Below are 24,625 nucleotides of genomic sequence, written 5' to 3'. Positions count from 1 at the left end.
TGGGGCTCCTTAGGCAGCTTCAGCAACGGGTTCCAGAGCACCTTCTTTGGCTCTGATTGTTTTGACCACGTTGTAGGCCATCACCAGCATGCCGGTCACGACGAAACAACCACCGATAAAACGCATCAGGTAGAAGGGGTATGAGGCTTCCAGCGACTGCACAAAGCTGTAGGTCAGGGTGCCGTCTGTATTGACTGCGCGCCACATCATGCCCTGCATAATGCCGCTGATCCACATTGCGACCACGTACAGAACCACACCCACAGTGTGTAACCAGAAGTGGGTATTGATCAGTCTGATGCTGTACATCCGGCCCTGATTAAACACGTTCGGGATCAAATGGTAAATAGCACCGATAGACACCATGGCGACCCAGCCCAAGGCACCAGAATGAACATGGCCTACGGTCCAGTCAGTGTAGTGAGACAAGGCGTTTACTGATTTGATGGCCATCATCGGACCTTCGAAAGTGGACATGCCGTAGAAAGACAGAGACACGATCAGGAAACGTAAGATAGGGTCAGTTTTCAGCTTATGCCAGGCACCAGACAGCGTCATAATACCGTTGATCATGCCACCCCAGCTTGGCACAAACAGAATCACTGACATCACCATACCAACGGACTGAGTCCAGTCTGGCAGTGCAGTGTAGTGCAAGTGGTGAGAACCGGCCCAGATGTACAGCGCGATCAGCGCCCAGAAGTGCACCACAGATAAGCGGTAAGAGTACACAGGACGGCCTGCTTGTTTAGGCACGAAGTAATACATCATACCCAGGAAGCCCGCTGTTAATAAGAAACCTACCGCGTTGTGACCATACCACCACTGCACCATCGCATCGACTGCACCGGCGTAAATGGAGTATGACTTGGTTAAGGTCAGAGGGACCACCATGCTGTTAACTATATGCAAAGCAGCGACCGTGATAATAAAACCACCATAGAACCAGTTGGCTACATAAATATGGCTGGTTTTACGTTTAATTAAGGTGCCAAAAAACACCACCGCATACGAAACCCAGACGACGGCGATCAGCACGTCGATCGGCCACTCCAGTTCGGCGTATTCTTTGCTTTGGCTGATACCAAAAGGCAGAGTGCAAATTGCAGCGATAATCACAGCTTGCCAGCCGATAAAGGTGAACATCGCAAGCTTTTCGGCAAAAAGCCTGACCTGGCAGGTGCGCTGGACCACATAATAGGAGGTCGCAAACAGGGCACTGGTGCCGAACGCGAAGATCACCGCGTTAGTATGAAGAGGACGAAGACGACTGTAAGTTAACCACTCCGTGTCAAAGTTTAAAGCAGGCCAGAATAACTGGGCTGCAATAAAAACACCCAACCCCATACCGACAATACCCCACAACACTGTGGTGACGGCGAAGAGGCGGACAACGGTGTAGTTGTAGTCAACATTTAACGATTTGGTCTGGCTCATGTTGAGTTCCGCTGCAGTTTATTGCGTTTGGTTAAAAATTCACCCGAGGGTGACCCTTCTTATTGTTGACTTTGGTTTGACAGGGTTTGGACTGGCCAGCACCCTGAAAAAGCCTAGGTCATTTTGGGGCTGAATAATAAAAGTTTTGACCTGAAAAAGATAGGCAAAAGCGCTGGTTTTATGATGTAGAACAAAGGTGCTGGTTGCAAAATGACCAATCACAACAAGCTTTTGCATCAGTGATGGCTTTTTTTATACACTAAAAACCCACTTTTTCCGGAGCCTGGTGATGAACGCCATTTGTAGGCTGATGTCAGTTTTGTTACTGCTGGGCTGTTCTGATGCTGCTGAGCAGGGTAGTCGTATGGCCACTTTGTATCAGCAGGACGGCGTCGTGGTGACACTTGGGCCTGAACCTGTGTTGGTGGAGCAGGTGTTACAGCTGCAGGTGCAGCTGCCTGCCGGATTTGAACTGCAACAGGCGCAAATTGTCGGGCTGTCGATGGCGATGGGGCAGATCCCGCTGCGTCTGCAGCACCATGCCGGTGGCTATAACGCCGAGTTTGTGCTGGGGGCCTGTTCTGACCCGGCGATGCAATGGCAATTGCAGTTGCAGCTGGTCACCCCACAAGGACAATTGCGTCGCCTTGACCTGCCTTTTTATTCCCGCTGGGGGCAATAACGGATTTCCTGTATCAGGCATAAAGGGCTTTGGTCCTTTAGATCCAGCCGCGCAGTTTCGACACAGACAAAGTCCAGATAGCCCAGGTCCGGTAAATCTGCCATACGTTTTGCCTTGTCTTGCCAGGGGTTCCATAACACACTGCCATCATGGCCTTGCTGACGAAGCTGAAGCTGATACTGGCCTGTGATCAAGCTGAGCTCGGCTGCAGTGTCCAGATACACTCTGTCTGTCTCCGCCTCAAACTGCACTATATCACTGTGTTGCTCTGCCCTGGAGCCGGTGACCTTGTCCAGGTAATGACCCTTTAATGGGCTGACCTGCACTTTGTCCAGTTGCTGCACCGAAAAATAGCTGTGCAATGCTGCCTGTTGCAGCGGTTGACTTGGTGAATGCAGTTCAATCCGCAGCGAATCCAGAGTTAAAACGACGGTCAGACAGACCGACAAGCCCTGATGAAAACAAAGTTGGGCGGGCAGCGCCAGTTGCAGGCTAAGTGTCACCTGATCCGCATCAACCTGTTGCTGCGTGACTGTCCACAACTGAGTTCTGACCAGGCCATGACTTGGCAGAGACGGATTGTTTTGTGAAAAGCCTGGGGCGGCAGGACCAAACCAGGGCCAGCAAACCGGAACCCCTCCGCGGATCGGCGTCTGGTTGCGCCACTCGGCAGTTGGAGACAGATAGAGCAATTCAGTCTGACCATCAGGCCGGTAAGACAGCAGTTGGGCGCCGTACAGACTGATGACTGCCGTGGCGTCGCCAAGCGCCAGACGCAGGCAAGGCAACTCGGCTAAATGGGCAAAACCATTCAGAGGTTCAATTTGGGCAAGCACTTTTTGATGCTCCGTCATAAAAACTGCGGTGTTCAGCGATTAAAAAAGGCGGCTGATGCCGCCTTTCGGATAGATAAACAGCTTAACGGCCGAATTTCATCAGTTCAACTGTGTTGTCCAGCATGCGGTTGCTGAAACCCCATTCATTGTCATACCAGGCCATAACTTTGACCAGCCGGCCCAACACCCGGGTTTCAGTGGCATCAAAAATGGATGACATCGGGTTGTGGTTAAAATCGACAGACACCAGAGGTAAGTCATTGACAGCCAGCACCTGGCTCATTGGGGCAGATGCAGCCGCTTGACGGATAATGTCGTTCACTTCGTCCACCGTGGTTTCACGGCCTGCGATGAAGGTCAGATCCACCAGTGATACGTTCAGAGTCGGAACCCGCACGGCCAGACCATCGAATTTGCCTTTTAATGCCGGAACCACCAAGCCAACGGCGGCAGCGGCTCCGGTTTTGGTCGGGATCATCGACATGGCCGCCGCACGGGCACGGCGCACATCCGTGTGGTACACGTCGCTCAGTCGCTGGTCGTTGGTGTAGGCGTGAATGGTGGTCATCAAACCAGATTCAATACCCAGAGCTTCATACAATGGCTTGGCGACCGGCGATAAACAGTTGGTGGTGCAGGATGCGTTCGAGATGATGGTCATATCTGCCGTGATGACGTCATGGTTCACTCCATAGACCACAGTGGCATCGACATCTTTGGCCGGTGCCGAAATGATGACCTTTTTGGCGCCAGCTTCCAAGTGGGCACCTGCGGTTTTACGGTCTGTGAATAAACCAGTACATTCCAATACCACGTCTATCTGCAGCTCTTTCCACGGCAAATTGGCCGGGTTGCGTTCGCTCAGGGTCTGTATTTCGTCTTTGTTGACATAAATAGCTTTGTCATCATGGCTGACGTCGGCGGAAAAAATACCGTGAGCCGTGTCGTACTTCAGTAAATGGGCGTTAATAGCGGCGTCGCCCAAATCGTTAATGGCCACGACTTTAATATCGTAGTTTTTGTTTGATTCATACAAAGCACGTAAAACGTTGCGTCCGATACGGCCAAAACCGTTGATTGCCACACGAATAGTCATCACTCACCCCGGAATGTAATTTAATTCTGTAATAAAATTACATTTTTCTTGGTGTTTTTCAAGCCAAATAAATCTATGCATTCGTATTTTCTGCTTCAGGCTCTTGCATCTGCAGTAGACTGTGGTAGTTAGTGGTGCCCTCATCCTTTACCAGACTGAATAGAGTCATATTGCTGGAGCCTTTATGGATAAAACTTTGCTGGCTGATTTGATCGCGTTTTGCGGAATTGAAACCCGGTTTACCGACGCCTGGGGAAATGAAGCCGAAGTGCAGGAACACAACCTGCTGACCTTATTGGCCGCCCAGGGCTTTGCCACAGACAACGATGAACTGGCCAGAGAACAGTTGCTGGATCGGCAGCTCGACATCTGGCAACAGGTGATTGATCCGGTGTCAGTACAAAAATCCGGGCAGGACATTCAGGTGCAGATCAAACTGTCGATTGCCCAGGCCAATCAGCCGCTGACGCTGCAGCTCACCACAGAGGCAGGCCAGAAACATCAGTTTAGTCTGGTGGCGACTGACGATGCAGAGCTGAATCATGTCACGGTGCTGGATGACGAGGAGTTTCAGCAGTACCAATGGACCTTGCCGGTGCAACTGGAGCTGGGTTATCACCAGTTGCAGTTAACGCTGGAGCAGCAAAGCTACAGCCAAAGCCTGATTATTGTGCCGTCGGCCTGTTATCAGCCTGCTCAGTTTAAAACGCAAAAGCAGTGGGGCGTGTCCGTTCAGTTGTACTGTGTCCGCTCTGAGCAAAACTGGGGTATTGGCGACTTTGCGGATTTAAAACAGCTGGTGAATTATCTGGCGGCACAGGGCGCAGACTTTATCGGCCTGAATCCTATTCACGCGCTTTATCCGGCGATGCCAGAGTCGGCCAGCCCTTACAGCCCGTCGTCACGACGCTGGCTGAACATCATTTACCTGTCGGTGACCTCATTACCCGGTTTTGACCAGTGCCAGCAGGTAAAACAATTGATCTCCGCGCCCGGTTTTATGCAACAGCTGAATGCTGTGCGTGCAACCGACTGGGTCGATTATAAAAATGTGACGGCACTGAAGCTGCCGGTTTTAAAAGCGCTGTATCACTGGTTTATGGAGCATCAGGCCGACTGTGCAGAACTGGCGCAATCATTTTCTGTATTTAAACAACAGGGTGGTGAAAGTTTATTACAGTTGGCGCTGTATGATGCGATTCATGCCCATCTGATCCAACAGGACCCACATGCCTGGGGCTGGCCTGTCTGGCCTGAAGCTTACCAGCGTCCGGACAGCGAAGAAGTACAGGCTTTTGCCAAAGCCCATGCGGACGAGCTTGATTTTTACTGCTATCTGCAATTTATGGCCCGTGAACAACTGGCTGAAGTACAAAGGCTGGCCAAAGACAAGGGAATGCTGGTGGGGTTGTACCGTGATCTGGCTGTTGGTGTCAGCCAGGCTTCGACCGAGATCTGGGGCAATCCGGATCTGTATTGCCGCGACGCCAGTGTAGGAGCTCCTCCGGACATTCTGGGCCCTAAAGGTCAGAATTGGGGGTTACCGCCAATGCTGCCTTATCAGATGTTCCGTCAGGCCTACCGCCCCATGATTGAACTGTTCCGTGCCAATATGCAAAACAGTGGAGCACTGCGCATTGATCATGTGATGGCGCTGCTGCGGCTCTGGTGGGTACCCAAAGGGGCAGAAAGTGCCGGGGAAGGCGCTTACATCTATTACCCAATCCAGGATTTATTGGGCATTCTGGCGTTGGAATCTCAGCGCCATCAGGTGGTGGTTATTGGTGAAGATCTGGGCACAGTGCCCGACGGTATTCGTGAAATACTGGCTGAATATGGCATGTATTCGTACCGGGTGTTCTTCTTTGAACAAGCGGAAGACGGCGGTTATATTTCGCCGGCACATTACCCGGTGCAGGCGATGGCGACCTTAACCACGCATGATATGCCCACCCTGATTGGCTACTGGCACTGTGGCGATCTGGAGCTGGGTAAAAAAGTCGGGTTGTATCGCGATGACCAATTACCTGCCTTATTTGCATCCCGCCACAAGGATAAGCAACGTATTCTGGATTCTTTGCATGGCCATGCGATGTTGCGGCCTGATTTCGCCAGTCAGGTGGATCAGGTTGGCATGACCACTGAACTCAGCCATGCAATTCAGCGGCATGTTGCCAAAGGGGCCAGTCAGTTATTGTGTCTGCAACTGGAAGACTGGATGGAAATGACTCAGCCGGTCAATATTCCTGGGACCAGCGACGAATACCCAAACTGGCGGCGCAAATTAACCATGACACTGGAACAGCTGGCTGGTCGGGAAGACATCACAACGCTGCTACAACAGCTGACCTCGTTACGCCACGCCTGATAAAAATAGCCAAACAACTGCCATCTGTAGATGGCAGTTTTATTTTGATTTGGTATCTTAAACAAGACTCTTGTGTTTTGAACTCAAAAGAAGCTTGTCTTTTTAGCTGATTTACAAGGAATTTTTATGTCTGTTGCCCGACTCGCTGCGGTTCAGTGTGCTGATCCTTTTTCGTTGTTGTCCTGGCAAAGCGGCGAAAGCAAGGGGCTGTTATTACGCTGCTACCTGCCAGATGCGGTTCAGGTGGAAGCCCTGGAGCTCGGTACGGCGAAGTCTTTGGGGCATTTTAGCCAGTGTGCTGAATTGCACGGGCTGTTTGAACTGGAATTGCCACGCAAGCGTAAAACCTGCCTGTATCAGTTGAAGGTGACCCTTGGCTCTGGCCATAGTTATGTGCTGACCGACCCTTATCAGTTTCGTGAGCAGGCGTTCTACGCTGTGCATTATGTCAATTCGCTGCCAGAGAACCTGTACCTTCAGTTGGGGGCCCAGCTGGTTGAGTTTGAACAGGACAAACACCTGATTAAAGGCACCCGGTTTGCTGTCTATGCGCCGAATGCGTCCAGTGTCAGCCTGATTGGCGATATGAACCACTGGGATGGCCGTCGCCATCCGATGCAGCGCACCGAATGCGGGCATTGGGTGCTGTTTATGCCAGAAATCGCCGCTGGCGTGCGCTATAAATACGAAATTAAAGACAGTACCGGTAATTTACTGCCGCATAAATCTGACCCCTTGGCGTTTGCTGCGGAGCAGTATCCGTCTCATGCGTCTCTGGTCTACGATCATGGCAAATACCAGTGGCAGGATCAGCGCTGGCAGCAGCGTAAAGCAGACAGCTATCACCAGCCGATGAGTATTTATGAGGTGCATCTGGGCTCGTGGAAATACAACAACAAAAATGAACCTCTGACTTACCTGCAGCTGATTGATCAACTAATCCCTTATGTGCTGGATATGGGCTATACCCACATTGAGTTGTTGCCTGTGATGGAACATCCTTACACAGGGTCCTGGGGCTACCAGCCATTGGGTTTGTTTGCTGCTACATCACGTTATGGCACACCAGACCAGTTTAAGGCCTTTGTGGACGCCTGCCATCAGGCCGGTATTGGCGTCATACTGGATTGGGTGCCTGCCCACTTTCCGGAGGACGGCCACGGGCTGGCCCGTTTTGATGGCAGTTGCCTTTATGAATATGAAGACCCGCGTAAAGGTTGGCATCCAGACTGGAACTCCTGCATCTACGACTATGGCAAAGACTATGTCCGGCAGTTTCTGGTGGCCAGTGCCTTGTATTGGTTTGATTATTTCCATGTGGATGGCCTGAGGGTCGATGCGGTTGCCTCGATGTTGTATCTGGATTATTCACGCCGTGCAGGGGAGTGGATCCCGAATATTGACGGTGGTAATCATAACTATGAAGCCATCAGCTTATTGAAATGGCTGAACACTGAAGTGTACAGCCGCTTTCCGAACGCTATGATGGTCGCAGAAGAATCCACCTCATTTAACGGCGTCAGCCGACCGACAGATGCGGGCGGATTAGGCTTTGGTTACAAATGGAATATGGGCTGGATGAATGACAGCCTGCGTTACATCAGCAAAGACCCGGCGTACCGCAAGTACCACCATAACGATCTGACCTTTGCAATGGTGTACGCCTATAACGAAAACTTTATTCTGCCGTTATCCCATGATGAAGTGGTGCATGGTAAAGGCAGTATTCTGGGCAAAATGCCAGGGGATGAATGGCAGCAGGCAGCTAACCTGCGGGCCTATTACGCTTTTATGTACGCTCATCCGGGCAAAAAGCTGAATTTTATGGGTAATGAATTTGGTCAGGGTACCGAATGGAATCATAACCAGCAACTGCCTTGGTTTTTACTGGAATTTGACAAACACAAAGGTATTCAGCAACTGGTGCGCGACCTGAACCTGACGTACCGCAAGGTGACAGCGCTGCATCAGCTGGACCATGAAGCTGCCGGATTTCGCTGGCTGAATTATCAGGACAGTGAACACAGCACGCTAAGCTTTATCCGACAGGATGCTGAACAGCAGTCTTTGTATGTTGTGGCCAATTTCACTCCTGTGCCACGTGATGGTCATGCTTTGCCTGTGTCTGAGCCGGGTGAATACGAAGTGATCCTGAACACTGACAGCGCTTATTACTGGGGCAGTAATTACCCGGTGATCCTGCGGCTGGATGATTTACAGGGAACTGGGGCTTCGTCCCCATACCAGTTGCGGCTCGATCTGCCGCCGCTATCGACCTTGTATATCAGACGAAAGCCGGAGTAAGTGATGCAGTTGTACTCGGACTACGGGCAGGCTTATCCACTCGGTGCCAGCGCTCTGGATGAGCACAACTGGAATTTTGCTGTCTATGCCCCGGAAGCCAGCGGGTTGTGGTTGTGCCTGTTTTGCCCGGATACGGAAGAGCTGCTGCACCAACTGCCTTTTGCCGGCCGTACAGGCGATATCTGGCATCTGGAAGTTCAGGGCATCCAGCCAGGCACTCTGTATGGTTTAAAAGCAGACGGCGCGCAGCGCCCTGACGAAGGCTTCTTGTTTGCGCCGGAGCGTCTGCTGATTGACCCTTATGCCCGACAGCTGAACCGCGCTTTGGTCTGGAACGAGCGTTTGTACCAGAGTGCCAGCCATTACATGGTGCCTAAAGCTGTGTTGCAGCAACAGGCATTTGATTGGCAGGGCACGAAAAAACCAGCGATAGCCCGGGAAAAAACCATTATTTACGAGGCTCATGTCAAGGGGCTGACCAAATTACACCCGGATATTCCGGCTGAGCAGCAAGGGCGTTATCTGGGGGTGTGTCACCCCGTAATGCTGGAACATTACAAAAAACTGGGGATCACCAGTATTCAGTTGTTACCAGTGACCAGTTTCATGTCGGAGCCCCGGCTGGAAAAACTCAAGCTGGTCAACTATTGGGGTTACAACCCGGTCAATTTTTTTGCGCCTGATGCGCGTTATGCCCAGGCTGAGCCGGTCACTGAATTTAAAACTATGGTGCGGACTCTGCATCAGCATGGTATCGAAGTGATCCTTGACCTGGTGTTTAACCACAGCGCGGAAGGAGATGATTACCTGCTGAGCTTCCGTGGTCTGGCCAATCGCCAGTATTACCTGTACGAAAGTCATGCCAATATCACCGACTACCGCCACAACAGCAATTTCAGTGGCTGCGGCAATACCCTGAATGTGGCACATCCAATGATGCAGCGTATGGTGCTGGATGCGCTGCGTTACTGGGCAACCGAAATGCAGGTGGACGGTTTCCGCTTTGACCTGGCTGTGACACTGGCCCGGGAAAATAAACGCTTTGAACCCCACGCTGCGTTTTTACAGATAGTGGCACAAGACCCTGTATTAAGCCGGGTGAAACTGATTGCAGAGCCCTGGGATGTTGGGCCATACGGCTATCAATTGGGGCAGTTTCCGGCACATTGGAGCGAAATTAATGACAAAAGTCGCGACAGTTTCCGGGCCTACTGGTTGCCACAGCCAGGAGGGCGGGCGGAGTTTGCTACCCGGCTGATGGGCTCGAGGGATATTTTCCAGAAGCACCGTAAACCTGCAGTCTGCAGCCTGAACTGTCTCACCTACCATGACGGGTTTACATTGCATGATCTGGTGTGCTACCAGGACAAGCACAACTGGCTGAATGCAGAACAGAACCGGGATGGCCATAACCATAATCTGAGCCTGAATTATGGGGTTGAAGGCCCAAGCAATGAGGCCAAAGTGTTGCAGGCGCGCTACCAACACAAACGTAATCTGGTCGCCACCTTGCTGCTCAGTCAGGGTCTGATCCATTGGCTGGCCGGTGATGAGTTAAGCCGTAGCCAACAAGGTAACAATAACGCCTATTGTCAGGACAATGACATCAGCTGGTTGCACTGGACTTTGGATTACCATGCCACGCAGTTTTATCAATTTGTCTGCCGCATGATCGCACTGCGTCATCAATTCAGCTGCCTGCAGCAATTGTCGTTGACCGACGACCATTACCGGCTGCACGGCGCTAAACACAATGTCAGCTGGTATCGTGCGGATGCAGTGCTCATGCAGGATCAGGACTGGTCAGAGGTGAACGGCCAGTATTTGGTACTGGTGATCGAGCAACTGCCAAGCCACAAAGAATTACTGGTGGTGATGAACCCGATGGAGCAGGAGCTTGCGCTGGAGCTACCTGAACATCCCTGGACTTTGATGCTGGATACCAGTTCAGCCACAGGCGAACCCGTCGCAGCGGTGACCAGCCAGAATTACCGGCAGGCTGGCCGTTCTTTGTCCATCTGGAGCCTGAAGAGCGAATAGAGCTTTTTCTTTATCCTGTGTTTTCCAGTATAATGCCGGCCACTTTTGCAGTGCCTGATTTTAAAAGGAAAATCAAATGTCTGACCGCTCCATGTTATGCGATATCGGTTTTGTAGGTGCCGGTGTCATGGGGAAAAACCTGATCCTGAACCTGGCTGACCATGGCTACAAGGTCGCGGCGTTTGATTTGGACCATAAAAAACTGGAAGGCGTGCTGGCACAGGATGAAGCTGAACGGGGTGACAAAGCCGCCCGGGTATTGTCCTGCAGTTCTTATACCGAATTACTCAGTAAACTCAAAGCACCGCATTTAATTATTTTGTCAGTACCAGCGGGCAAACCTGTGGACGATGTTTGTCTGAAACTGATTGATGCCGGTATTGCGGCCGACGATATCATTGTCGACACCGGAAACAGTCTGTGGACCGACACAGTTCGTCGCGAAAAACATTTTGAAGGCAAGTTTATTTTCTTCAGCACGGCCGTATCCGGTGGCGAAGTGGGAGCCCGCTTTGGCCCCTCACTGATGCCCAGTGGTGATCCTTACGCCTGGACCAGGATTGAACCCGTCTGGCGCGCTATTGCTGCCAAAGTGGATCCGGAAACAGGACGCGCCATCGAGCGCTATGAGCCAGGCAACCCCGTGACTGAAGGGGAACCTTGCGCCACCTATATTGGCCCTGGTGGTTCTGGCCATTATGTGAAAATGGTGCATAACGGTATTGAATACGCCGACATGCAGCTGATTTGCGAGGTCTATCAGGTGATGCGCGACGCCCTTGGCATGAGTGCAGAACAAATCAGTGCGGTGTTTAAAGACTGGAGTAAAGGGCCGCTTGGCAGTTATCTGATGGAAATCAGTGCGGAAGTGCTGGCGACCAAAGATTCAGAAACAGGCTTACCGCTGGTGGACGTGATCCTGGATAAAGCAGGTCAGAAAGGTACAGGGTTGTGGACAGCCGTCAGCAGTCTGGAGTTGGGGTGTCCGGCACCCACCATCGCCGAAGCCGTGTATGCCCGTTCCATTTCCACTTTAAAAGAGCAGCGTGTGCTGGCCTCAACTTTATTGGCCGGCCCGGTGCGGGAACACTGCACCAGTCAGACGGCTGAGCAACTGATTAAGCAACTGCATGATGCCTTGTATTGCGCCAAAATCTGTGTGTATGCTCAGGGCTTCGACCTGATGAAAACGGCGGCAGCAGAACATGGCTGGCAACTGAATTTCGCTGAAATTGCGAAGATCTGGCGGGCGGGTTGCATTATTCGTGCAGTGTTTCTGCAGTCCATTACCCAGGCTTATGAACGTGATGATCAACTGGCAAACCTTCTGCTGGATCCATTCTTTGCCAAACAAATTTCACTGAATCAGTCGAACTGGCGTCGTGCTGTGGCCGAAGCGACTATCACTGGTATTCCGGTAGCGGCTTTAAGTTCAGCCTTAAGTTATTACGATTCGTACCGCACTGCGGTCTTACCGGCCAACCTGCTGCAGGGCCAACGTGATTACTTTGGTGCCCATACCTTTGAACGTACCGACAAAGCCAAAGGCAAAACTTTCCATGTTGACTGGAGTCATAGTGACAGGCCGATGCAAAAAGTAAAATAACCGGAAAAAGGCCCTGTTGGGCCTTTTTTGATCGTGGTTTTTATCGGGCTCAGGTATACCTGACTCATCATTACACAGGGGGGCTACATGAAAAAAACCGACGCTGAATGGCAACAGCAATTGAGTGCTGAGCAGTACAGGGTGACCCGCCAAAAAGGCACTGAATACCCCTTTACTGGCGCCTTGCTGCACAACAAAAGTACCGGCAGTTACCACTGCGTCTGTTGTCATGCCGAGTTATTCAGTTCCGATAGCAAATTTGACTCAGGTTGCGGCTGGCCATCGTTTAGCGCGGCTATCGCAGGGCGGGTGAGGTATGAGGCCGATTTCAGCCATGGCATGGACAGAACTGAAATTCTTTGTGCCAACTGTGACGCTCATTTGGGTCACGTATTTGACGATGGCCCGGCGCCGACGGGCCAACGTTATTGCGTAAATTCTGTATCGCTGAACTTTGAGCCTAAGCCTTGATCTCTTTTTCCTTGTACTGGCCCTGCTGCAGCTGTTGCAGGGTTTGCTCCGCCTGCAGCTGGATCTGTTCGTGGTTCAGTTTGGCTTGCTCCAGCTGAATTTTAAGTTCCTGCAACTCCACGTTGAAGGCTCCGCTCTGTTGCGCCAGGTAAGCCCAATGGTAGGACGCGGGATAGTTTTTCTTTTTGTAATAAATGGTTGCGAGTGAGGCAAAAATTTCCGGATCCACAGAGGCATTGGCCGGATACAGTTCCAGAGCATGGTGCAGTAGCCGAATGCTTTTATTGATATCTCTTTTGCTGTAGTAACTGACCAGGGCCAGCTGCAGCTCCGGGGTTTCAGTCAGCCCTTGCTGTTCTGCCAACAAAAACTTTTCCAGATGACTTTCACTTTTATTGCGCGACCAGTGGTAGTGCAGTAACCGCGGATCCTCGGATGAGACTGTTTCATCACTTAAACGCTTGATTTCATTCAGGCTGGTAAGGTAACCCTGCATTCTCGAGGTGGTTTTTTCTTTCAGTTTGATATGTTCAATACCGGCTGCCAGTTCAATACATTTGGAATACTTTTCAAAGGCATTCAGCAATAAATACTTGTTATTGTCGGACGGCAGGCGTTTTTCTTCAAAGCGTTTGAGGATCACATCACGGCGTTGATTATTACAGTGGGAATCTTCATTTAAATCAGTGCAGAGCCCTGAATCTTTTTCACAGACAGTGCGTACATTCAACTCGGTCTCTGAGCAGGCACTCAGTGCAAGTACGAGAGAAAGGGGAACTAAAATTTTCATAGGGCATCCGGCAAAAATAAGCTGAACCAAGCATAACGAAGTTTCAACAAAAAATCTTTTTGTAATTGTTGTTGTAGGGTTACGGTTTAAATTACAATGCGCCGGCCATCAAGTGGCGCACGACCACTGGCTTACCTCTGACCCTAGACGACGTAAAAGGCGAAAACATGACCTTATCCCACGAAGAACAGTACCAACGCAGCTGGCAAGAACGCCAGGAATACGCCGAAAATATGCAGCCAATCATCGGCCGTTTGTACCGGAACAAAGGTATTGAAGTGGTGGTATACGGCCGCCCGCTGGTGAACGCAACAACAATAGATATCATCAAAGCCCATAAAACGGTCGAGCGTTTTGAACACACCAAACTGCGGTTGCGGGAAAGTTTCCCTGTGCTCGAAGCCATCAGTCAGATGGACCTGGCTCCAGCGCGGGTCGACATTGGTAAGCTGGCTTTCGCCTACCTGTATAAAGGTGCAGGTGAAGGCATGGAGTTGTCACAGTACCTGGCCGGTGAACTGAAGGATATTCTGAATCAAGCCGATGGCATCAAGCCGGTGGATGTGGTGCTGTATGGGTTTGGCCGTATTGGTCGTCTGCTGGCCCGTTTGATGCTGGAACGTTCTGGCCCCAGCAGCAAACTACGCTTACGGGCAGTGGTGGTGCGGGGGGGCCGTAAAGGCGATCTGGAGAAACGCGCCAGCCTGCTGCGTCGTGATTCAATTCATGGCCCTTTTAACGGCAGCATCACTGTGGATGAAGAAAATGGTGGTATTAAAGCCAATGGCACTTTTATTAAAGTGATTTACGCCGATTCACCGGATCAGGTGGATTACACCCACTATGGTATCCACGACGCGCTGGTGGTGGACAACACAGGTATCTGGAAAGATGACAAAGAATTAGCCATTCATTTCAAAGCCAAAGGTGCCGCCAAAGTATTGTTGACCGCACCGGCCAAAGGTGACGTGAAAAACGTGGTCTATGGTGTGAACCATAAAATGATCACTGCACAAGACCACATTGTGTCGGCGGCCAGCTGCACCACCAATGCGATCACGCCGGTGCTCAAAGCGCTGCAGGACGAATACGGCATTCGCAATGGTCATGTAGAAACAGTGCACTCGTACACCAACGACCAGAACCTGATTGACAACTACCACAAAGCTGAGCGTCGTGGCCGTGCAGCGCCACTGAATATGGTGATCACCTCCACAGGTGCTGCCAGTGCGGTCGCCAAAGCTTTGCCTGAGCTAAAAGGCAAGCTGACAGGTAATGCTATTCGGGTGCCGACGCCCAATGTGTCGATGGCGATTTTGTCACTGAACCTGAATAAAGAAACCAGCCGGGACGAACTGAACGCCTTCCTGCAGAAGACCTCATTGTTTTCCGAGTTGCAGGATCAGATCGATTTCACCAGTTCGACAGAAATTGTGTCCAGCGATTTAGTGGGCTCCCGTTATGCCGGTGTAGTTGATTCGCAGGCCACTATTGTGGATGGCGACCGCTGTGTGTTGTACGTCTGGTACGATAACGAGTTCGGCTACAGCACTCAGGTGATCCGGGTGATGAATGAAATGGCCGGGATTAATTACCCGACCTTACCTGTCAACAGGTAACAATACCAAGGGCGCAGTGAACTGCGCCTTTTTGTTATCCGTATTGCTGCAATAAACCGGTACTACAAAGCACCGTTCAAAAAGAGTATGATTCAGGCACTTTCAGGCCCGCTGTGGCCTATTCAAACAATCAGGTGGACAGTTCAATGAAAATTACCTGCAATTTTGACAGTGGCAATATCGATGTCATTAAAGCAGATTCGCCAGCGGATATTCAGCTGGCTATTCGTAAAGACAACAACTCAGACTTTTACCAGTGGTTCCATTTCCGGCTGAACTCCAGCAGTCTTGAACCGCACACGCTGCGAATTGTGAATGTGAAAGATTCAGCCTACCCAGGGGGCTGGAAAGACTATCAGGCTGTGGCGTCTTATGACCGTGAACACTGGTTCCGGGTTGAAACCCAGTACCTCAATGATGAGCTGGTGATCACCCATTACCCTGAAGCCGAGTCGGTGTATTTTGCTTATTTTGCGCCTTACAGCTACGAACGTCATATGGACTTGCTGCATCAGACGCAGGCCAGCGGTATGGCCCAGCTGGTCGAGCTTGGCGAGACGCTGGATGGTCGCGATATGTCCTTGCTGGTGGTCGGCGAGCCTGCAGCAGAAAAGAAAAAAATCTGGATCACCGCGCGTCAGCACCCAGGTGAGAGTATGGCGGAATGGTTTGTCGAAGGCTTGCTGGACCGCCTGCTGGATGAAGATGACGCAGTGTCACGCCGTTTGCTGGAAAAAGCGGTGTTTTACATTGTACCTAACATGAACCCGGATGGCTCGGTGCGGGGGCATCTGCGTACCAATGCAGCCGGTGTGAACCTGAACCGGGAATGGCAGACTCCGTCAATGGACAAGAGCCCGGAAGTTTATCTGGTCCGTCAGAAGATGCTGGAAACTGGCGTCGATATGTTCCTGGATATCCATGGCGACGAAAACCTGCCTTACAACTTTGTCGCTGGTGCCGAAGGGGTTCCATCCTACGATTCACGGATGCAACAGCTGGAGCAGTCGTTTAAGCAGGCACTGCTGGCCGTCACACCAGAGTTTCAGACCCAGTATGGCTATGAGCTGGATGCACCAGGGCAGGCCAATCTGACCATTGCGTCCACCTGGGTCGCTGAACAGTTTAAGTGCCTGTCTTATACGGTGGAAATGCCATTTAAAGACAATGCGAACTTGCCAGACCCGGCGTATGGCTGGTCTGATGTGCGTTCGATAAAGTTGGGTGCCGACACCTTAGTGGCCGTGCTTGCTGTGGTGGACCAGCTGCGTTAAACCATACAATCAGGCAGACGGGGTGCTGTTGTCAGCCGCCCCCTTTGCTTGCAAAGTCCGCTGCTTACTTTATAGTGCTGCCAATTCAACTTCGGAACCTTCGTTATGGCCATTATTGCCTGTCCACAATGTGGTAAAAAAATCTCTGACAAAAGCCAATCCTGTCCGCACTGTCAATTGTCGATGACCGGCATGACCGCGGATCGGATTGACGAGCTGAACAGCCGTAAGCGTATCGACCGGATGCAAAGTTATATCAACCAGTCGATGCTGGCTCTGGTTATTTTTCTGGCTGGTTTTTGTGTGTTGTATTTCTGGCAGTCTGAGCCGGACAGCTGGCAGTTACAGGCCAGCCAGGCGGCCATTGCTGTTGGTTTTCTCTGGTACATTGCCGCCAGAGCCATGATTATTTATTTAAAACGTAAGAATTAACTATGGATTTCAGAGCATTAGTCAGTTCGCTTTCGCCTGACGCCTATCAGTCCCTGCTGGATGCCATTGCCACAGGCCGTTGGGCCGACGGGGTGGCTTTGAGCGACGCCCAAAAGGATCAGACCCATCAACTGGTGATGGCCTATCAGGCCTATGTACTGAAATCAGATGAGCCGTACACTATAGGCCCGGATGGCCAGATGGTGGTGAAATCCAAAGCCCAGATGAAAAAAGAATTGTCTCCAGACTCCATTGCCAGGTTTAACCATGATGATCTTTAAACGTTGGTTCGCACCGAAGTGGCAGCATAAGGATGCTGCGGTGCGGCAACAGGCTATCGCCGAGCTTTCTGCCACACAAGAGCATAAACAGATTTTGCATGAGCTGGCCTTTAACGATGGTCATGAAGCAGTGCGCCGTGCCGCACTGGATAAACTCAATGAGTTCTCTTTATGGTGGCAGGCCAGTAAGCAGGACAATGCCGAGCGACTGAAACAGTATGCGGAGCAGCAATTGATCCAGATGGTGCTGGAGAACCGCATTTCTGGCCATTTAAAACACCAGTTTGTCGAGCAGTGTCAGCGTAGCTCCGTGCTGGAGAAACTGGCGTTGTCAGAGCCAGACGCCGAGCTGCGTTTTTCCATTCTGCAACGACTGAATAAAGCCGAACTGATCGCCCAAAACCTGCAGCAAGAGTTGTTGACTTTGGCACAGAAGCGACAGTTGTTGCAGCAGATTGATGATACGAAGCTGCTGGAAAAATTAAGTCGTCAGCTGAACGAACCTTTGGCATCTGAGCTGAAGCAGCAGTTGCAACAGGCCGCTGAAGCACGGGAGAAACCTGTATTGCTGCGTAAGCAGGTGGCGCTGGTGCTGGCCAAGCTGAACAGTGTGAGGGAAAAAGGCTCGCTGGAACAAATGCAAAAAAAGTGGCAGCAGTTTGAGCAGGAATGGCAAGGCCTTGCTGCGGAGTTGTCGCTGTTGCCGGATGCAGGCGAGTTTGAACAAAAGTATCAAAAAATAAAACAGCAGACGGAGCAGGCCTGGAAACCACTGCTGGCACAACAGGCTGAGCAGCGAGCTGCTGCCGCTATGCACCTGGAGGCGCAACAACTGCAACAGCAACTGGACGCCGAGTTGCAGCGCATTCGCCTGCAGTTGCAGCAGTGGTTGCAGCAGGGGGAGTTGACCGCAGCGATGGATCTGCAACAGCAACTGCAGGACTTTTCAACCCAGCTGGCACTGCAACAGTTGCCTGTGACTGTTCAGTCTGAACTGAAACGGCAGGTGAAGCAGTTATTGGTACAGCTGAATCAACTGCCACAGCAAGCGGAGCAACTTGCATTATTGACCCGGCTTGTGGCCGACTGGTCAAGCACAGCAATTCCCGCGGATTTGGCGCAGTACCTTCAGCTGAGTTCCAGCTACCAGCAATGGCAAAAACAGTGGAAGCAAAGCACGGCAAACCTGGGCGCTCTGGTGCCTGAACACCTGCAGCTGGCGCTGCAGCAATTGCAACAGAACTGGCAGCAACCTATGCAACATTTTGCCGCCAGCGTTGAACGGGAGCTGAAACAGCTCAAAGCCAAACTGGCAGAGTTCAGGCGTTTGCACCAGGCGGGTCGTTTTAATGTGCTGTTTGGCTTACTCAAAGGCATAGAACAGAATTACCAGCAATGGCCAGTTGCCTTGCAGCAGCAACTGGACAAAGAGATGGCACAGGCGAGGGCGGTGATAGCTGAACTGACCGACCTGCAAAGTTATATCGCCACGCCGCGCAAACAGGAACTGGTGGCGCAGATGCAACAGGCGGCGTCTGAAGCCGTGACCGACGTCGGTCAGCGGGCGGCTTTGGTCAAACAGGCCAGAGCCGCCTGGCTCAGTTTGGGTAAAGCGCAGCCAGAGCTGGAGGACGAGCTGAATCAGGCGTTTAATCTGGCCTGTGAGCAGGCCTTTGCGCCTTGTCGCGAGCATTTTGCCAGACTGGATGCTGAACGTGCTGCAAACGCAGCCGCTAAACGACAGCTGCTTGTTGAGCTAAAAACACTGCTTGAATTGCCAGCCGGCAAAGAGCTGGATACCAGGTTAAACCGTCATCTGCAGCAATGGCGCGTTCTGGGCCCTGTCGATGCAGCTGAGCATAAACAGCTGTCGGCAGAGCAAAAACAACTGACCTCTGTGCTCAGACAACGACAGGCAGCATGGCAACACGACAATGCTGAAGCGAAAAAGTCGCTGATTGTTCAGGCCAAAGCGGCATCTGAGCTGGAGTCTGGCCCAGCTGTTGCTTTGGTCAAAACTCTGCAACAGCAATGGAAGTCACATGGATTTGCCGGCAAGCTGGACCAGACTTTGTGGCAGGAATTCAGAGCAGAGTGCGACAAGGTGTTTGCCACCCTGACTGCAAAACGCGAACAGAAAGAACAGCTGGCTCAGCAGGAGCTGTCTTTGGCTTCGCAGCAAATTTCTGAAATGGAAAGCCAGTGGCAGCAAGATCAGAGTGCAGCACAGCTGGAACAGTTGTTGCTGCAGCTATCCGCTGTTGTTGTGCCTGCGAAATCTGAGCTGGCCACTAAAAAGCAGCAATTGCGTCAAGCTATCACACAACGGCTGGATGACCTTATGGCGCGTCAGGCCAATGCCGGGCTGGAGCAGCTACTGACTGCTCTGGAACAGCAGGATCCAGAGCTGGTGCCTGCTTTGTACCGGGAGCAGCTGACACAGCCAACAGAGCAGCTGTTTAGCCGTGCCCAACTGACCTGGGCCATTGCCCTGGTGCAAGGAAAAACGGCCTTATGCTCCGAAGCAGAACGTGCTCAGGTGCAGCTGTTGTTGTTGTCGGAAAAGCATAATCAGGGGCAGCAGTTATCTGCGAAAGCTTTGCTGCAGCGCTGGCTCAGCCTGGGAATGCCAGGTGCAGATGAGCTCGACCTGGTCAAACAGCTGCGGCAGGCGCTGCTTTGATAGCATACAAAAAAACCGGTGATGACCGGTTTTTTTGTGGTTCAGCCCAGGCTAAAGTGTCAGCTCTCCCCGAAGGCTTTGTTGCATAAAGAGTCGCACCTGCTCAGTGCTGATCGGTTGGCTAAGCAAGTAATGCAGCTTGGTCAAGGTGGCTTCGAGGGTCATATCGTACCCACTGATCACACCACAGGAGCGCAGTGCATTGCCGGTGGCGTACCCCCCCATATTCACCTTGCCTTTAAAGCACTGAGTGCAATTGACAATGATAGTGCCACGGCCTGATGCTTCTTTCAGTGCATCCAACAAGGCCGGCTGTTGGGGGGCGTTGCCCACCCCATAAGACTTGATAATCAATGCTTTGACCGGTGCTGCCGCCATATTGCGGATCACATCTGTGCTGATCCCGGGATACAAGGTGACGACACTGATAGGTTGTGGTGTGATTTCGGCCACCTTCAGCGCCTTGGGGACGGCAGTCGAGGTCAGATGGCCTGAAATCAGATTGATATGAATGCCGGCTTCAATCAGCGGCGGAAAGTTCGGAGAGGCAAAGGCATCAAAGCCATCGGCATCGGCTTTGGTGGCGCGATTGCCACGAAACAACTTATTGTTAAAAAACAAGGCCACTTCAGCAATAGGGTAATAGGCGGCCAGATACAGGGCATTCAGTAAGTTCACCTGACCATCAGAGCGCAGCTGCGCCAATGGAATTTGTGAGCCTGTGACTATGACCGGCTTGGCTAAATCTTCCAGCATAAAAGATAAGGCCGATGCGGTGTAGGCCATGGTGTCTGTACCGTGCAGGACGACAAAACCGTCGTAGTCGGCATAGTTGGCTTTAATGTCTGCAGCTATTTCAGACCAATGCGCCGGAGTCATGTCGGATGAATCAATCACCGGGTTGTATTCATGAATATCAAATTCCGGCATTTCACCACGATAAAACTCGGGCATAGCCCGCACTGTGTCGGACAAAAAGCCGGGCACAGGCACAAAGCCATTGCTGGATTGCTGCATACCGATGGTTCCGCCTGTGTAGGCGACATAAATGCGCTTCTTATTCATCAAATTAATCCGGATTTTTTCTTTATTGTACCGCTGTAAAGGCTGGACTGTCAGAGCAATCAGGCAATTTTTCAGCAGGTTGCACAAATGCTGAGCAAACAGTGCAGGCGATGCAGAAAAGCGCTTTACAACCAAAAGCGAGGTCTCTAAGATGCAGTCCTGTCGCGGAGGGATGGCAGAGCGGTTTAATGCACCGGTCTTGAAAACCGGCGAAGGTTAATAGCCTTCCGAGAGTTCGAATCTCTCTCCCTCCGCCACTTTAAAACCAGCTGAATGCTGGTTTTTTTGTTTATGCATCTTTTTGTTTTCAATAGATTTTTCCAACCCGTTCTTAGCCACAAATTCAACGACTGCCCTTGAGCTTTGAGTGGCTATTGCTTATGCTCAGTGAGGCTTTGCTGCCCCTTCAAACACGGAGAAATTCTGGTGATAAAAGTATTGTTAGTGGATGATCATGAGCTGGTTCGCACCGGCATCAGTCGTATACTAATGGACGAGCGGGGCATCAAGGTGATAGGCGAAGCCAGTTCAGGGGAAACTGCACTGCAGTTCTGCCGGCAAAACACGCCGGATGTGGTGTTAATGGACATGAATATGCCAGGCATGGGCGGCATGACCGCCACCAAACGCATTTTACATTATTGCCCGGATATTAAAGTGCTCGCGTTGTCGGTGTCCTGTGAAGAGCCGGTACCGACCAAGGTGATGCAGCTCGGTGCGGCTGGTTTTTTATCAAAAAATGCCGCGCCACCCGAAGTGGTGCTGGCCATTCGCCGGGTGCACCTGGGGGAGCGTTATATCAGTGCCGAAGTGGCGCAGAAAATGGCGATGAGCAAGGTAACCAGCAACAGCAACAATCCTTTTGATGAACTGTCTGATCGGGAAATGCAGATCATGCTGATGATCACCCGCGGTGAAAAAGTCAATGATATTGCCGAGCAACTCAATGTCAGTGCCAAAACCGTCAACTCTTACCGTTACCGCATGTTTGAGAAGCTGGATATCAGTGGGGATGTGGAACTGACCCACCTGGCCTTGCGCCACGGCATGATTGATATTGCGAAGTTTTAACTGCTGATGTTTGACGCCAAAGCTTTTTTGAAAACAGTACCGGACTTACCCGGCGTGTATCGTATGCTGGACCATAAAGATACGGTCATTTATGTAGGTAAAGCCAAACAGCTGAAAAAACGCTTATCCAGTTATTTCCGCCAGAATCTGGCCGGGGTTAAAACCCGGGCTTTGGTCAGCCATATCCGTCAGGTTGAATTTACTGTGACTCAAAGTGAAACTGAGGCACTGATCCTGGAAAATAACCTGATCAAGCAATACCTGCCAAAATACAATGTGTTGCTGCGCGATGATAAGTCTTATCCCTTTATTCTGATTTCTAACCATAAACACCCGCGTATCAGTGGTCATCGTGGCCCGCGTAAGATCGAAGGCCAGTACTTTGGGCCTTATCCCAGTGCAGGTGCTGTTTGGGACAGCCTGAAACTGCTGCAAAAAGTGTTTCCTGTCCGCCAGTGCGAAGATGGCTTTTACCGGGCTCGCACCCGGCCTTGTCTGCAATATCAGCTAAAGCTGTGTTCTGCCCCTTGTGTCGGCAAAATCAGCGATGCGGACTATGCGGAGCTGGTGCGTAACACCAGTTTGTTTTTATCAGGTAAAAGCCATCAGTTGATTGAACAGCTGGTCAATACTATGGAGCAGGCGAGTCAGGACTTAGCTTTCGAAAAAGCGGCCGGTATTCGCGATCAGATCATTGCACTGCGTAAAGTGCAGGAGCAGCAATACGTCAGCGGCGATCAGGAAGAAATGGATGTGGTAGCGCTGGAGTGGTCGCACGGAATCGCCTGCGTGCATGTACTGTTTATTCGCGATCACAAAGTATTAGGTAGCAAAAACTTCTTTCCTAAAGTGCCTGCCGATGCTGACCCGACTGAAATTATGCCGTCTTTTCTGGCCCAGTTTTATTTAAGTGGGGCAGGCGGTCAGATGGTCCCCAAAGAAATAGTGCTGAATCAGCAGGTAGAGGATGACACTGAGCTGGCACAAGCGATTTCTGATATGGCGCAACGCAAAGTCAGCCTGGTGGTCGCCCGGCGTGGCGAAAAAGCCCGATACCTGGCTTTGGCTCAAAAGAACGCGGCACTGGCAGCAGCCACCCGCTTGTCGGTGAAGGACCAGGTGGCAGTGCGTTATCGCGAACTGCGCGAGCTGTTGGGCTTGGTGCAGTTGGAGCGCATGGAATGTTTTGATATCAGTCATACCATGGGACAACAGACCATTGCGTCCTGTGTGGTGTTTGACGGGCAGGGCCCAAACAAAGCGGAGTACCGCCGCTTTAATGTGGAAGGGGTGACCCCGGGCGATGACTACGCTGCCATGGCCTTTGCGCTGGAGAAGCGTTACGGCAAATTGCAGGATGAAAGCAAAATACCCGACCTTATCCTGATTGATGGTGGACTGGGCCAACTGAACCAGGCTGTGGAGTTTTTTTCCGGTTGGACTTTTGTCCACAAACCCTTATTGGTGGGGGTCGCTAAAGGGACCAGCCGCAAGCCAGGCCTGGAGACTTTAATTTTGCCAGACAACCCTGCAGGTTTTGCTTTACCTGCCGAATCACCGGCTTTGCATCTGATACAGCAGATCCGTGATGAAGCACACCGTTTTGCTATTACCGGGCATCGCAATAAACGCGGTAAGAATCTGCTGAAAAGTCCATTGGAAAATATCGACGGAGTGGGTGAGAAACGCCGGCAAGCTTTGTTACAATACCTGGGTGGTTTGCAGGGTGTGCTGAGAGCTTCAGTCGACGAACTGGCCACAGTACCGGGAATTTCGCGGCAACAAGCCGAAAAGATTTACCAGGCCTGTCATCAAAATTAGAACGAGAAGTAACGCAGCATGTGGAATATTCCCAATTTATTGACGGTGTTTCGTTTGTGCCTGATCCCCATTTGTTTAGCCTGCTTTTATGCGGACATTCCTTACGCCCGATTTTTTGCAGCCTTCTGTTTTTGGCTGGCAGCCATTACCGACATGCTGGACGGTTATCTGGCGCGTAAGATGCAGCTGATGACCCCTTTTGGCGCTTTCCTTGATCCAGTGGCCGACAAGCTGATGGTGGCTGCGGCTTTGGTATTAATTGCTGTCGATATGCAAACCCTGTGGGTGACTATTCCTGCCTTTATTATGATTAGCCGCGAGATCCTGATTTCAGCATTGCGTGAATGGATGGCCGAAGTCGGGCAGCGTGGTCAGGTTGCTGTGTCTGAAGTGGGTAAATACAAGACGGCAGCACAGATGCTGGCGTTGATTGGCCTGATTTGGCAGCCGGTCGGCTGGATCACTGATTTGGGCCTGGTACTGCTTTATGCAGCGACACTGCTGACCATCTGGTCTATGTTGACTTACCTGCGTGCCGCCTGGCCCGCGTTGACAAAATAAGCTGAAAAAGCCCTGATTTTCAGCGCATTTGCTACTTTTTGAGCAAACAGTTTTGAAAGCAGGAATTTGTTGTTGACGCCTAAACAGAAACCAGTAGAATGCGTCTCGTGTTACGGCGAATGGCCATAGCAAAGCGGGCATAGCTCAGTTGGTAGAGCGCGACCTTGCCAAGGTCGAGGTCACGAGTT

Annotated in this window: 19 protein-coding genes and 1 tRNA gene; 15 read left to right on the top strand and 5 right to left on the bottom strand. The window is 51.4% G+C overall.

The genetic code is table 11. The features are described from left to right. Positions 1–9: 9 nt before the first annotated feature. Entirely contained in the window at positions 10–1,437 is a 1,428-nt protein-coding gene (gene ccoN, locus WKJ03_RS00100) for a cytochrome-c oxidase, cbb3-type subunit I (protein ID WP_337840114.1), read from the bottom strand. A gap of 289 nt (positions 1,438–1,726) precedes the next feature. On the opposite strand from ccoN, the gene WKJ03_RS00095 reads away from it, so the two are divergent. Further along, entirely contained in the window at positions 1,727–2,119 is a 393-nt protein-coding gene (locus WKJ03_RS00095) for a hypothetical protein (protein ID WP_337840113.1), read from the top strand. On the opposite strand, the gene WKJ03_RS00090 is transcribed toward WKJ03_RS00095, so the two are convergent. After that, the gene (locus WKJ03_RS00090) at positions 2,098–2,973 is read right to left on the bottom strand and encodes a D-hexose-6-phosphate mutarotase (RefSeq protein ID WP_337840112.1); all 876 of its coding nucleotides are present in this window, start codon (positions 2,971–2,973) and stop codon (positions 2,098–2,100) included. The two genes, WKJ03_RS00095 and WKJ03_RS00090, sit on opposite strands and share 22 nt — an antisense overlap. A gap of 64 nt (positions 2,974–3,037) precedes the next feature. Continuing rightward, complete coding sequence (gap, locus tag WKJ03_RS00085; RefSeq protein ID WP_337840111.1) at positions 3,038–4,051, bottom strand: type I glyceraldehyde-3-phosphate dehydrogenase; 1,014 nt, start codon at positions 4,049–4,051, stop codon at positions 3,038–3,040. A 184-nt stretch (positions 4,052–4,235) separates the two neighbouring features. Between gap and malQ the strand changes: the two genes are divergently transcribed. The 5 genes from malQ (at position 4,236) to msrB (ending at position 12,840) form a co-directional block, all read left to right on the top strand. Then, positions 4,236–6,419 carry a 4-alpha-glucanotransferase gene (gene malQ, locus WKJ03_RS00080; protein WP_337840110.1) on the top strand — a complete coding sequence of 728 codons (2,184 nt, stop codon included), beginning with the start codon at positions 4,236–4,238 and terminating at the stop codon, positions 6,417–6,419. 126 nt (positions 6,420–6,545) lie between these two features. Next, the gene (glgB, locus tag WKJ03_RS00075) at positions 6,546–8,723 is read left to right on the top strand and encodes a 1,4-alpha-glucan branching protein GlgB (protein ID WP_337840109.1); all 2,178 of its coding nucleotides are present in this window, start codon (positions 6,546–6,548) and stop codon (positions 8,721–8,723) included. 3 nt (positions 8,724–8,726) lie between these two features. Then, positions 8,727–10,763: a glycogen debranching protein GlgX gene (gene glgX, locus WKJ03_RS00070; protein ID WP_337840108.1), complete on the top strand. Its 2,037-nt coding sequence runs from the start codon at positions 8,727–8,729 to the stop codon at positions 10,761–10,763. Positions 10,764–10,839: 76 nt separating this feature from the next. After that, positions 10,840–12,369, top strand: a complete 1,530-nt coding sequence (gndA, locus tag WKJ03_RS00065; protein WP_337840107.1) for an NADP-dependent phosphogluconate dehydrogenase — start codon at positions 10,840–10,842, stop codon at positions 12,367–12,369. An 87-nt stretch (positions 12,370–12,456) separates the two neighbouring features. Beyond that, positions 12,457–12,840: a peptide-methionine (R)-S-oxide reductase MsrB gene (gene msrB / locus WKJ03_RS00060; RefSeq protein ID WP_337840106.1), complete on the top strand. Its 384-nt coding sequence runs from the start codon at positions 12,457–12,459 to the stop codon at positions 12,838–12,840. Here the strand turns inward: msrB and WKJ03_RS00055 are convergent. Next, positions 12,830–13,630 carry a DUF2989 domain-containing protein gene (locus WKJ03_RS00055; protein ID WP_337840105.1) on the bottom strand — a complete coding sequence of 267 codons (801 nt, stop codon included), beginning with the start codon at positions 13,628–13,630 and terminating at the stop codon, positions 12,830–12,832. The genes msrB and WKJ03_RS00055 overlap by 11 nt on opposite strands. Positions 13,631–13,797: 167 nt before the next feature. Between WKJ03_RS00055 and WKJ03_RS00050 the strand changes: the two genes are divergently transcribed. From WKJ03_RS00050 to WKJ03_RS00030, 5 genes are all read left to right on the top strand, one after another. Next, a complete protein-coding gene (locus WKJ03_RS00050; RefSeq protein ID WP_337840104.1) occupies positions 13,798–15,249 on the top strand; it encodes a glyceraldehyde-3-phosphate dehydrogenase in 1,452 nt (483 codons plus the stop codon). A gap of 146 nt (positions 15,250–15,395) precedes the next feature. Beyond that, a complete protein-coding gene (locus WKJ03_RS00045; RefSeq protein ID WP_337840103.1) occupies positions 15,396–16,523 on the top strand; it encodes a M14-type cytosolic carboxypeptidase in 1,128 nt (375 codons plus the stop codon). Positions 16,524–16,628: 105 nt separating this feature from the next. Then, on the top strand, positions 16,629–16,955 hold the full coding sequence (locus WKJ03_RS00040) for a zinc ribbon domain-containing protein (RefSeq protein ID WP_337840102.1): 327 nt from the start codon (positions 16,629–16,631) through the stop codon (positions 16,953–16,955). Between the two features lie 2 nt (positions 16,956–16,957). Continuing rightward, complete coding sequence (locus tag WKJ03_RS00035) at positions 16,958–17,236, top strand: DUF1315 family protein (RefSeq protein WP_337840101.1); 279 nt, start codon at positions 16,958–16,960, stop codon at positions 17,234–17,236. Then, positions 17,223–19,919: a DUF349 domain-containing protein gene (locus WKJ03_RS00030; protein ID WP_337840100.1), complete on the top strand. Its 2,697-nt coding sequence runs from the start codon at positions 17,223–17,225 to the stop codon at positions 19,917–19,919. Before WKJ03_RS00035 ends, WKJ03_RS00030 begins: the two co-directional genes overlap by 14 nt. Before the next feature lie 51 nt (positions 19,920–19,970). Here WKJ03_RS00030 and ansA read toward each other — a convergent pair whose 3' ends face one another. Then, positions 19,971–20,984, bottom strand: a complete 1,014-nt coding sequence (ansA, locus tag WKJ03_RS00025; protein ID WP_337840099.1) for an asparaginase — start codon at positions 20,982–20,984, stop codon at positions 19,971–19,973. A gap of 166 nt (positions 20,985–21,150) precedes the next feature. On the opposite strand from ansA, the gene WKJ03_RS00020 reads away from it, so the two are divergent. From WKJ03_RS00020 to pgsA, 4 genes are all read left to right on the top strand, one after another. Continuing rightward, a tRNA-Ser gene (locus WKJ03_RS00020) sits at positions 21,151–21,241 on the top strand. Between the two features lie 169 nt (positions 21,242–21,410). Then, positions 21,411–22,055 carry a UvrY/SirA/GacA family response regulator transcription factor gene (gene uvrY / locus WKJ03_RS00015; RefSeq protein WP_337840098.1) on the top strand — a complete coding sequence of 215 codons (645 nt, stop codon included), beginning with the start codon at positions 21,411–21,413 and terminating at the stop codon, positions 22,053–22,055. A 6-nt stretch (positions 22,056–22,061) separates the two neighbouring features. Next, positions 22,062–23,876: an excinuclease ABC subunit UvrC gene (gene uvrC / locus WKJ03_RS00010; RefSeq protein WP_337840097.1), complete on the top strand. Its 1,815-nt coding sequence runs from the start codon at positions 22,062–22,064 to the stop codon at positions 23,874–23,876. 18 nt (positions 23,877–23,894) lie between these two features. Next, positions 23,895–24,437 carry a CDP-diacylglycerol--glycerol-3-phosphate 3-phosphatidyltransferase gene (pgsA, locus tag WKJ03_RS00005; RefSeq protein WP_337840096.1) on the top strand — a complete coding sequence of 181 codons (543 nt, stop codon included), beginning with the start codon at positions 23,895–23,897 and terminating at the stop codon, positions 24,435–24,437. Positions 24,438–24,625: the final 188 nt, after the last annotated feature.

The organism is Rheinheimera sp. (assembly GCF_037442525.1).
Lineage (GTDB): Bacteria > Pseudomonadota > Gammaproteobacteria > Enterobacterales > Alteromonadaceae > Pararheinheimera.
Note: the sequence above shows the minus strand (reverse complement) of the source record. Positions and strands in the feature narration are given on the sequence as shown.

Bases quoted from the DNA above. Each gene is read 5' to 3' on its own strand.
- gndA (WP_337840107.1), top strand. From the start codon at position 10,840: ATGTCTGACCGCTCCATGTTATGCGATATCGGTTTTGTAGGTGCCGGT.
- ansA (WP_337840099.1), bottom strand. From the start codon at position 20,984: ATGAATAAGAAGCGCATTTATGTCGCCTACACAGGCGGAACCATCGGT.
- pgsA (WP_337840096.1), top strand. From the start codon at position 23,895: ATGTGGAATATTCCCAATTTATTGACGGTGTTTCGTTTGTGCCTGATC.
- glgX (WP_337840108.1), top strand. From the start codon at position 8,727: ATGCAGTTGTACTCGGACTACGGGCAGGCTTATCCACTCGGTGCCAGC.
- WKJ03_RS00050 (WP_337840104.1), top strand. From the start codon at position 13,798: ATGACCTTATCCCACGAAGAACAGTACCAACGCAGCTGGCAAGAACGC.
- WKJ03_RS00035 (WP_337840101.1), top strand. From the start codon at position 16,958: ATGGATTTCAGAGCATTAGTCAGTTCGCTTTCGCCTGACGCCTATCAG.
- uvrC (WP_337840097.1), top strand. From the start codon at position 22,062: ATGTTTGACGCCAAAGCTTTTTTGAAAACAGTACCGGACTTACCCGGC.
- WKJ03_RS00045 (WP_337840103.1), top strand. From the start codon at position 15,396: ATGAAAATTACCTGCAATTTTGACAGTGGCAATATCGATGTCATTAAA.
- gap (WP_337840111.1), bottom strand. From the start codon at position 4,051: ATGACTATTCGTGTGGCAATCAACGGTTTTGGCCGTATCGGACGCAAC.
- WKJ03_RS00055 (WP_337840105.1), bottom strand. From the start codon at position 13,630: ATGAAAATTTTAGTTCCCCTTTCTCTCGTACTTGCACTGAGTGCCTGC.
- msrB (WP_337840106.1), top strand. From the start codon at position 12,457: ATGAAAAAAACCGACGCTGAATGGCAACAGCAATTGAGTGCTGAGCAG.
- malQ (WP_337840110.1), top strand. From the start codon at position 4,236: ATGGATAAAACTTTGCTGGCTGATTTGATCGCGTTTTGCGGAATTGAA.
- WKJ03_RS00095 (WP_337840113.1), top strand. From the start codon at position 1,727: ATGAACGCCATTTGTAGGCTGATGTCAGTTTTGTTACTGCTGGGCTGT.
- WKJ03_RS00030 (WP_337840100.1), top strand. From the start codon at position 17,223: ATGATGATCTTTAAACGTTGGTTCGCACCGAAGTGGCAGCATAAGGAT.
- ccoN (WP_337840114.1), bottom strand. From the start codon at position 1,437: ATGAGCCAGACCAAATCGTTAAATGTTGACTACAACTACACCGTTGTC.
- WKJ03_RS00040 (WP_337840102.1), top strand. From the start codon at position 16,629: ATGGCCATTATTGCCTGTCCACAATGTGGTAAAAAAATCTCTGACAAA.
- WKJ03_RS00090 (WP_337840112.1), bottom strand. From the start codon at position 2,973: ATGACGGAGCATCAAAAAGTGCTTGCCCAAATTGAACCTCTGAATGGT.
- glgB (WP_337840109.1), top strand. From the start codon at position 6,546: ATGTCTGTTGCCCGACTCGCTGCGGTTCAGTGTGCTGATCCTTTTTCG.